This is a genomic window from Microcoleus sp. D3_18_C2 (assembly GCF_036702395.1).
GTDB lineage: Bacteria > Cyanobacteriota > Cyanobacteriia > Cyanobacteriales > Microcoleaceae > Microcoleus.
The window spans coordinates 91,980-99,078 of the sequence record NZ_JAUBTG010000019.1; the positions used below are offsets into that span (position 1 = coordinate 91,980).

Annotated in this window: 8 protein-coding genes; 3 read left to right on the forward strand and 5 right to left on the reverse strand. The window is 46.8% G+C overall.

Features of this window, described 5'->3' with window-relative positions:
* Nucleotides 1–373: 373 nt before the first annotated feature.
* The 3 genes from QUA88_RS14320 to QUA88_RS14330 are packed head-to-tail and all read right to left on the reverse strand — an operon-like array spanning nt 374 to nt 1,291.
* Nucleotides 374–598, reverse strand: a complete 225-nt coding sequence (locus tag QUA88_RS14320) for a hypothetical protein (protein ID WP_333272280.1) — start codon at nt 596–598, stop codon at nt 374–376.
* Complete coding sequence (locus tag QUA88_RS14325) at nt 585–881, reverse strand: hypothetical protein (RefSeq protein ID WP_333053142.1); 297 nt, start codon at nt 879–881, stop codon at nt 585–587. The genes QUA88_RS14320 and QUA88_RS14325 overlap by 14 nt, the downstream gene beginning before the upstream one ends.
* Nucleotides 881–1,291, reverse strand: coding sequence for a hypothetical protein (locus QUA88_RS14330; protein ID WP_333053141.1), 411 nt, complete (start codon nt 1,289–1,291; stop codon nt 881–883). The genes QUA88_RS14325 and QUA88_RS14330 overlap by 1 nt, the downstream gene beginning before the upstream one ends.
* Before the next feature lie 391 nt (nt 1,292–1,682).
* Between QUA88_RS14330 and ispG the strand changes: the two genes are divergently transcribed.
* Nucleotides 1,683–2,903: a (E)-4-hydroxy-3-methylbut-2-enyl-diphosphate synthase gene (gene ispG / locus QUA88_RS14335; RefSeq protein ID WP_333233090.1), complete on the forward strand. Its 1,221-nt coding sequence runs from the start codon at nt 1,683–1,685 to the stop codon at nt 2,901–2,903.
* Between the two features lie 18 nt (nt 2,904–2,921).
* On the opposite strand, the gene QUA88_RS14340 is transcribed toward ispG, so the two are convergent.
* Nucleotides 2,922–3,044 (reverse strand): hypothetical protein, encoded by a 123-nt coding sequence (locus QUA88_RS14340; RefSeq protein ID WP_333210473.1) that lies wholly within the window; start codon nt 3,042–3,044, stop codon nt 2,922–2,924.
* Nucleotides 3,045–3,262: 218 nt separating this feature from the next.
* Between QUA88_RS14340 and ctpC the strand changes: the two genes are divergently transcribed.
* Entirely contained in the window at nt 3,263–4,618 is a 1,356-nt protein-coding gene (ctpC, locus tag QUA88_RS14345; RefSeq protein ID WP_333053137.1) for a carboxyl-terminal processing protease CtpC, read from the forward strand.
* Nucleotides 4,619–4,751: 133 nt separating this feature from the next.
* Here the strand turns inward: ctpC and QUA88_RS14350 are convergent, their stop codons facing one another.
* Complete coding sequence (locus tag QUA88_RS14350; protein WP_333053135.1) at nt 4,752–4,958, reverse strand: DDE transposase family protein; 207 nt, start codon at nt 4,956–4,958, stop codon at nt 4,752–4,754.
* Between the two features lie 411 nt (nt 4,959–5,369).
* Here QUA88_RS14350 and QUA88_RS14355 point away from each other — a divergent pair.
* The coding region (locus QUA88_RS14355) for a cation-translocating P-type ATPase (RefSeq protein ID WP_333272285.1) at nt 5,370–7,099 on the forward strand (1,730 nt) is incomplete at its 3' end.

Here is a 7,099-nt window from a genome sequence, read left to right on the forward strand (position 1 = left end):
CTGGGTCTGTGAAGGGATTTGCCAGTACATTTTTTAGTTTTGCTGGGGAGAAGGGGCGATCGCATCATCCGCGAGAGAGATTTCTGGACTTGATGGGGGCTACAATTAAATCGGTTGAGCATTTGAGATCATTTTCGTGAATTAATTCTGATGATTTATTACGCCTGTAGGGGCGGGTTCACCCTAACTTATCAGACACCACAAAAAATATTGTAAACCCGCCCCCACCCACCGGATTCTCGGTGAATTTCCCCATCTAGTTTAGATTAAATCCGCCAATGAATTCTAGTAATTCATTGGGCGGGGGCGGGTTTATTTAGATTGTTATTGAGCGACATAGATGTTGGTGAACCCGCCCCTACAGAACCTTTGTCTATGCAAATACTGCTTCTACGGCTTTCGGCAATGCGATCGGCACGAAATACGCGACTGGATACAAATAATCTTCGCCTGATTCATCAATAACTCGGATAAATTGATGTTCCGCAGCCTGATTATCCGGTATTATTTGGTAAATTTTTCGCACTTCCAAGGATGCTTGATAGTCTTGATTGTTAATGCAAACTACAAATTGTGTTTCTAAGTTAAACTTCAACATATTTGCATAAAGTAGTCGGTTCAGAAGCAGTTGCCTCTGTCAACAAAATCGTCCCCTCAGTTGTCAATTCCCATCTATCGCGAGGCGAACCTGTTTCTATATATCGCTGAACCAAGCCATCAGCAGCCAGTTTTTTTAAGACAACCATCATGTCAGGTTCTCGCGGTACATCTCGACGGGAAAGTGCATTCGCGAGTTCGTACCAACTCCACTTTCCTTGACCTTTAGCTACTAATTCCAGCAGCACTAATTCAAGCTGGGTTAATTGAGTTAGGTTTTTCATCAAAATTCCTCTACGCTAGGATGAAATAAAACGCCGAATCCTTCTTTTAATTTATAATCTTCAAGAGTAGCTTTGTGAGCATTGTTCCAGAGTTCATAAGCCTGATCCGGGTCAGCGGGTTGTCCTGTTGGGTAGCCAAGCTTTTTATACCTGAGATCCTCGCGTAACTCGTGAGTATAAAAGCGTAAATCAACAGGATCAGCTACAAGGGTCTGCGTGGTGATACTTCTTAACCTTTCAACCATTCTTAGCTCAGCTTCACCAACTGGATTAAATCTGCGAACATGAGATTCAACTAAGCCAACGCCTTGATGGGTATTTTTAACATTTTGATAAGATAAGTTGAGAATTTTTCCGCCATTTTTATAGGGATTGAAAGGTCTGCCACTTGTTGCACCTTTTTCGATCATGTTATTCGAGTGACTTTAATCTACTGGCATAAGTGTTTGAAACTCAAAACTATGTAGATATTTTTGCCAGTCGGTCATTGCCCACAATAATTTTATATTCTACCTAAAATTTCTCAACTGTTAAACAAGCCCCCGGATTCATCTGTGGAATGGGTATCTTGCCCGCCCGGAATGTTAAATTTTAATACTAAAAAATCGATCGCCCTTACCCCCAAAACTACATAATGTGAGTTACAAGTTCGTAGACGTAAGCCGGGGCGTAGCCATCGTACTTCTATCAAAAACCCTAAATCGTAAAACCTGTTTGTCCAAACAGACCCTTTCTATGGCAACCTGAAAAACAGCAGACACATTTTTATAGACCTTAGTAACAAAACTCTAGCAACCAGTTATGCAAACTCTGCCGAACCCCACTAAAACCCCCACCACCGAACCAACCTTCGACACCACCATCAAACGCCGCAAAACCCGACCCGTCAAAGTCGGTAGCGTCACCATCGGCGGCGGCTACCCCGTCGTCGTACAGTCGATGATTAACGAAGACACCCTCGACATCGACGGTTCAGTCGCCGGAATTCGGCGCTTGCACGAGATTGGCTGCGAAATCGTCCGCGTCACCGTGCCCAGCATGGCCCACGCCAAAGCATTAGCCGAAATCAAGCAAAAACTGCACGCCACCTACCAACCCGTGCCCCTCGTCGCCGATGTCCACCACAACGGCATGAAAATTGCCCTCGAAGTGGCGAAACACGTAGACAAAGTGAGAATTAATCCCGGACTCTACGTGTTCGAGAAGCCGAAAGCCGACAGAACCGAATACACCGACGCCGAATTTGCGGAAATTGGCGAAAAAATCCGCGAAACCCTGGAACCTCTGGTGATTTCCCTGCGCGACCAAGGCAAAGCTTTGCGAATCGGCGTTAATCACGGTTCCCTCGCCGAACGGATGCTGTTTACTTACGGCGACACGCCCGAAGGGATGGTAGAATCGGCCCTGGAATTCATCAAAATTTGCGAATCCCTCGACTTCCGAAATATCGTAATTTCCCTGAAAGCCTCCCGCGCGCCGGTGATGGTTGCTGCTTACCGCTTGATGGTGCACCGGATGGACGAACTCGGCATGGATTACCCGCTGCATTTGGGCGTCACGGAAGCAGGAGACGGCGAATACGGCCGCATCAAATCCACCGCAGGCCTGGCACCGCTGCTAACTGACGGTATCGGCGACACCATCCGCGTCTCGCTGACAGAGGCCCCAGAAAAGGAGATTCCCGTCTGCTACAGCATTCTGCAAGCCTTGGGACTGCGGAAAACGATGGTTGAGTATGTCGCTTGTCCTTCCTGCGGTCGCACTTTGTTTAATTTAGAGGAAGTGTTACACCAAGTGAGAGAGGCGACGAAGCATCTCACGGGTTTGGATATAGCAGTAATGGGCTGTATTGTCAATGGCCCGGGAGAAATGGCTGATGCGGATTACGGCTACGTCGGGAAGCAACCGGGTTATATTTCGCTGTACCGGGGTCGGGAAGAAATTAAGAAAGTCCCAGAAGACCGAGGCGTGGCAGAATTGATTGATTTGATTAAATCGGACGATCGCTGGGTCGATCCTTAGCCGATTCTTTCTCTGTTGCTAGAGTTCGACAGTCCGACAGTCCGACAGTCCGACAGTCCGACAGTTCGACAGTCCGACAGTCCGACAGTCCGACAGTCCGACAGTCCGACAGTCCGACAGGGGTTGAAACCCCTGTCTCATAGCTGAAGTCGGTTTAAACCGACTGAAGAGCACCTTTATCAGAAGCTGCAGGGCCTGTTCCACAAAGAGTGAGTGTTCTTGGGGGGTGGGCACGCGAGCCCGCCCTGAATAGAAGTCGGCAAAGTGGAAAATATATGTACGCCAAACGCGAGCGGGCCTTGCCTGTGTTAGATTGAGCGTAATTATTCTGAACTCTTTTCGTCCCGCGCGTCAGACAAATGGTTATAACAAAACGAGGGCTTGTTCTAAGTGCAGCAGCGGTGGTACTCACTGCTGTAACTCTTGCGAACACTGGTTGCAGTTCTAAATCTCTGGCTTCTTTTCGGGGAAGCCCTAAAGAGTTAGTTGATGAAGTTTGGCAAATTATTGACAAAAGTTATGTAGATGGCACTTTTAACCAGGTTGACTGGAAAGCGGTGCGAAATGATTATTTGAACCGGACTTATACCAGCGACGACGAAGCTTACAAAGCAATTCGGGAAATGCTGAAGAAGCTGGATGATCCTTATACGCGGTTTATGGACCCTCAAGAGTTCAGAAATATGCAGGTTGAAACTTCTGGGGAACTGACAGGAGTTGGGATTCAGTTGACTCAAGATGAGGAAACTAAGAAGTTGGTGGTGATTTCGCCGATCGAAGATACCCCTGCTTTTAGTGCTGGTATTCTGGCAAAAGATATCATTACTAAGATTGACGGCAAGAGCACAGAAGGCATGGATACGAATCAAGCAGTAAGTTTGATTCGCGGTCAGGTGAATACTGAGGTGACGCTGACTATTTTGCGGGGAAACAAGGAATTAGACTTTAAACTGAAACGCGCTAAAATTGAAATTCATCCTGTGCGGAAGTCGGTGCAGAAAACTCCCATCGGAGAAGTCGGCTATATTCGCTTAAATCAGTTCAGTGCGAATGCTGCATCGGAAATGCGATCGGCAATTAAGGATTTGGAACAGAAAAAGGTGACGGGCTATATTTTAGACTTGCGTTCCAATCCCGGCGGGTTGCTGTACGGAAGTATTGAAATTGCTCGGATGTGGCTCAAAGAAGGTACGATCGTCTCGACGGTCGATCGAGTCGGTGAGGCTGATAAACAAACGGCAAATAAGGGAGCGATCACAGACAAACCGTTAGTTATACTGGTAGACGGCGGTTCAGCAAGTGCTAGCGAGATTCTATCCGGTGCTTTGCAAGACAACAAACGCGCGGTTTTGGTGGGAACAAAGACATTTGGTAAAGGTTTAGTTCAGTCAGTACGCGGCGTGGGAAATGGTGCCGGTTTGGCGGTGACAATTGCCAAGTATTTTACTCCCAACGGCACTGATATCAACAAGGCCGGGATTGAACCGGATTTTAAGGTAGAACTCACCGAGGCTCAAAAACAGGAATTGAGGCGCGATCGCGATAAAATTGCTACGACTGCCGATCCGCAATATGCGAAAGCTATGGAAGTTTTGACAAAGCAAGTTACTGGTAAAACAGGGAACAATAAGGCGGAGGCGAAACCGAATGCTGCGCCAGCTAAGCCGAATGCGGCGCAAGCAAAACCGAGTGCGGCACCGGCTAAATCCAAGTAGTTTTTAGTCACAAAAACTTCAGTAAAGAAGGACTAAAGTCCTCACTACGAACCTGGTTTGTAGTGAGGACTTTAGTCCTTCTTATCTTCAATCTTCAATCTTCAATCTAAAATCTAAAATCTAAAATCTAAAATTAGGTTGGTTGGCATTTGCCGGCGCGAATTAAACCGATGCGGCGGGCGATGGCATCTTCGGGCGAATCGTAAGGGCCCCACTTTTCAATAATACTGGGGTTTTGTTCTTCGAGTTGCGCGATCCTCTGCGAGGGCTCCGCCAACGGCAAAATTTCGCAATTACCCGCAGGACGTTTGACAATATAAAATTTTGGTGTTTCTGTCATAGCTAAATTCGTCAAATAAAAGCTGGATACTAACTAGGCAATTGGCTCATTATAAGCTGAGGCGCATCTACATTTGACAATCAAATTCGAGCAAATTCTTGTGGGGAGTAGGGGCCCTAGCGTCCCGCCCGCCCAAAAATACAATTTAGATGCGTAACAGCTTATCAAATAACGAAACGGCAATGCAGTGTCCCAAGCGTGTTTTAGCATTAAACCCGCCTTCCATTAGTGGCTGAAACCCCCGCCGGAATAAGGATTTAACCGCCTGGAACTAATAAGAATTAAAAAAAACTAACACTTTGGGAAGATGCCACCAAATTTATCTATGATAAAAATATAGACATTTGTCTCAACACTGCATTAAACCCTTTCAGAACTACCCAAATATTCTAATCTATACCAAAAAAAAACATGCAATTTTTCCCCAAAACAATCCCCGAAATTCAACCAGAAATCCTACCAGTTAACGAATCACCGCCTGAACTTGTTACTTTCGATGTCGGCGGGATGAAATGTGCCGGCTGCGCGAAAGCTGTGGAACGCCAACTCATGCAGTATTCAGGCGTCATTTCCGCTTGCGTTAACTTGGCCGTAGAAGTCGCGACGGTTGAGTGTCAACCGGGGGCTGTCGATGCAGAAGCTTTAGCGAAAAAGTTGACTGATAATGGATTTCCCTCTCAGTCTCGTTGTGGTGAAAATCAGCGGGAAGCAGAAGCGGCAACAATTGAACGACGGCGACAAGAAATTAGACAGCAAATCAAGCAATTGACGATCGCCCTTATCCTAATTATTCTATCCGGTTTAGGTCACGTACTCGGCACAAAAGCCCCAATTCTCAGCAATATTTGGTTTCACTGGGGACTCGCCACCCTCGCTTTGCTGCTACCGGGCCGCCCGATTATCGTTGATGGGTGCCGCAGTTTGTGGCGAAATGCACCGAACATGAATACTTTGGTAGCTTTAGGCGCTGTTACAGCTTACACCGCTAGCAACGCGGCGCTGCTGTTTCCACGAATGGGATGGGAGTGCTTTTTTGACGAACCGGTGATGCTGCTGGGCTTTATTTTGTTGGGGAAAACTCTCGAACAGCAAGCCAGACGGCGCGCTGCATCAGCTTTGCAAGCTTTAATCGCATTGCAACCGGCGAAAGCCCGCTTAGTTGATTTTAAACTTTCGAGTTTAGATTTGCGATCGGAAGAATTGCCTTTAAACTCGACATCAGAAGTCTACGATCCACAATACATTGAAATTCCTGCCGATCGCGTCCGAGTCGGAGAATGGCTGCAAGTTTTGCCAGGGGAAAAAATACCGGTAGATGGTGAAGTCTGCGAAGGCAAAACAACCATAGATGAGTCGATGCTGACTGGCGAATCAATGCCGGTTTTGAAGCAACCAGGAGATACAGTTGTCGCCGGAACTATCAATAAATCCGGGGCAGTTGTGATGCGGGCAACTCGCACCGGTAAGGAAACAACTGTAGCTCAAATGGTGGCTTTGGTGCAGGCAGCCCAAACTCGCAAAGCGCCGATTCAAAATTTAGCTGATACTGTCGCGGGATATTTTGTGTATGGGGTGATGGGGATATCGGTTTTAACTTTCCTATTTTGGTATTTTGCGGGCACTCATATTTGGCCTTCTGTGCTTTTAGGACACGGGGCAATGGATATTATGGGACACGGGGCAATGAATATGGGAAATGAATTGCCAATTATCCATTATCAATCGCCTTTGCTGTTAAGTTTGAAATTGGCGATCGCAGTTTTAGTTATTGCTTGTCCTTGCGCTTTGGGATTGGCTACCCCAACTGCAATTTTAGTCGGTTCTGGCATCGGGGCGGAGCGCGGGCTTTTAATTCGCGGTGGTGATGTTTTAGAACGGGTGCATCAATTAGATACGGTGGTTTTTGATAAGACTGGCACTCTGACAACCGGAAATCTCACACTCACAGATTATTTGCCGATTTTCCAGAATTCGGAGTGGGATTTGAACTCGGATATTAATGTTGGAAACAGGCAAGATGTTTGTTCCACAATTGATGGGGTTTCTGGCAACAGGCAAGATGCCTGTTCCACAATTGATGGGGTTTCTGGCAACAGGCAAGATGCCTGTTCCACAATTGATGGGGTTTCTGGCAACAGGCA

Excerpts from the sequence above, each read along its gene's own strand:
- QUA88_RS14320 (WP_333272280.1), bottom strand. The coding sequence starts at position 598 with ATGTTGAAGTTTAACTTAGAAACACAATTTGTAGTTTGCATTAACAAT.
- QUA88_RS14325 (WP_333053142.1), bottom strand. The coding sequence starts at position 881 with ATGAAAAACCTAACTCAATTAACCCAGCTTGAATTAGTGCTGCTGGAA.
- QUA88_RS14330 (WP_333053141.1), bottom strand. The coding sequence starts at position 1,291 with ATGATCGAAAAAGGTGCAACAAGTGGCAGACCTTTCAATCCCTATAAA.
- ispG (WP_333233090.1), top strand. The coding sequence starts at position 1,683 with ATGCAAACTCTGCCGAACCCCACTAAAACCCCCACCACCGAACCAACC.
- QUA88_RS14340 (WP_333210473.1), bottom strand. The coding sequence starts at position 3,044 with ATGAGACAGGGGTTTCAACCCCTGTCGGACTGTCGGACTGTCGGACTG.
- ctpC (WP_333053137.1), top strand. The coding sequence starts at position 3,263 with ATGGTTATAACAAAACGAGGGCTTGTTCTAAGTGCAGCAGCGGTGGTA.
- QUA88_RS14350 (WP_333053135.1), bottom strand. The coding sequence starts at position 4,958 with ATGACAGAAACACCAAAATTTTATATTGTCAAACGTCCTGCGGGTAAT.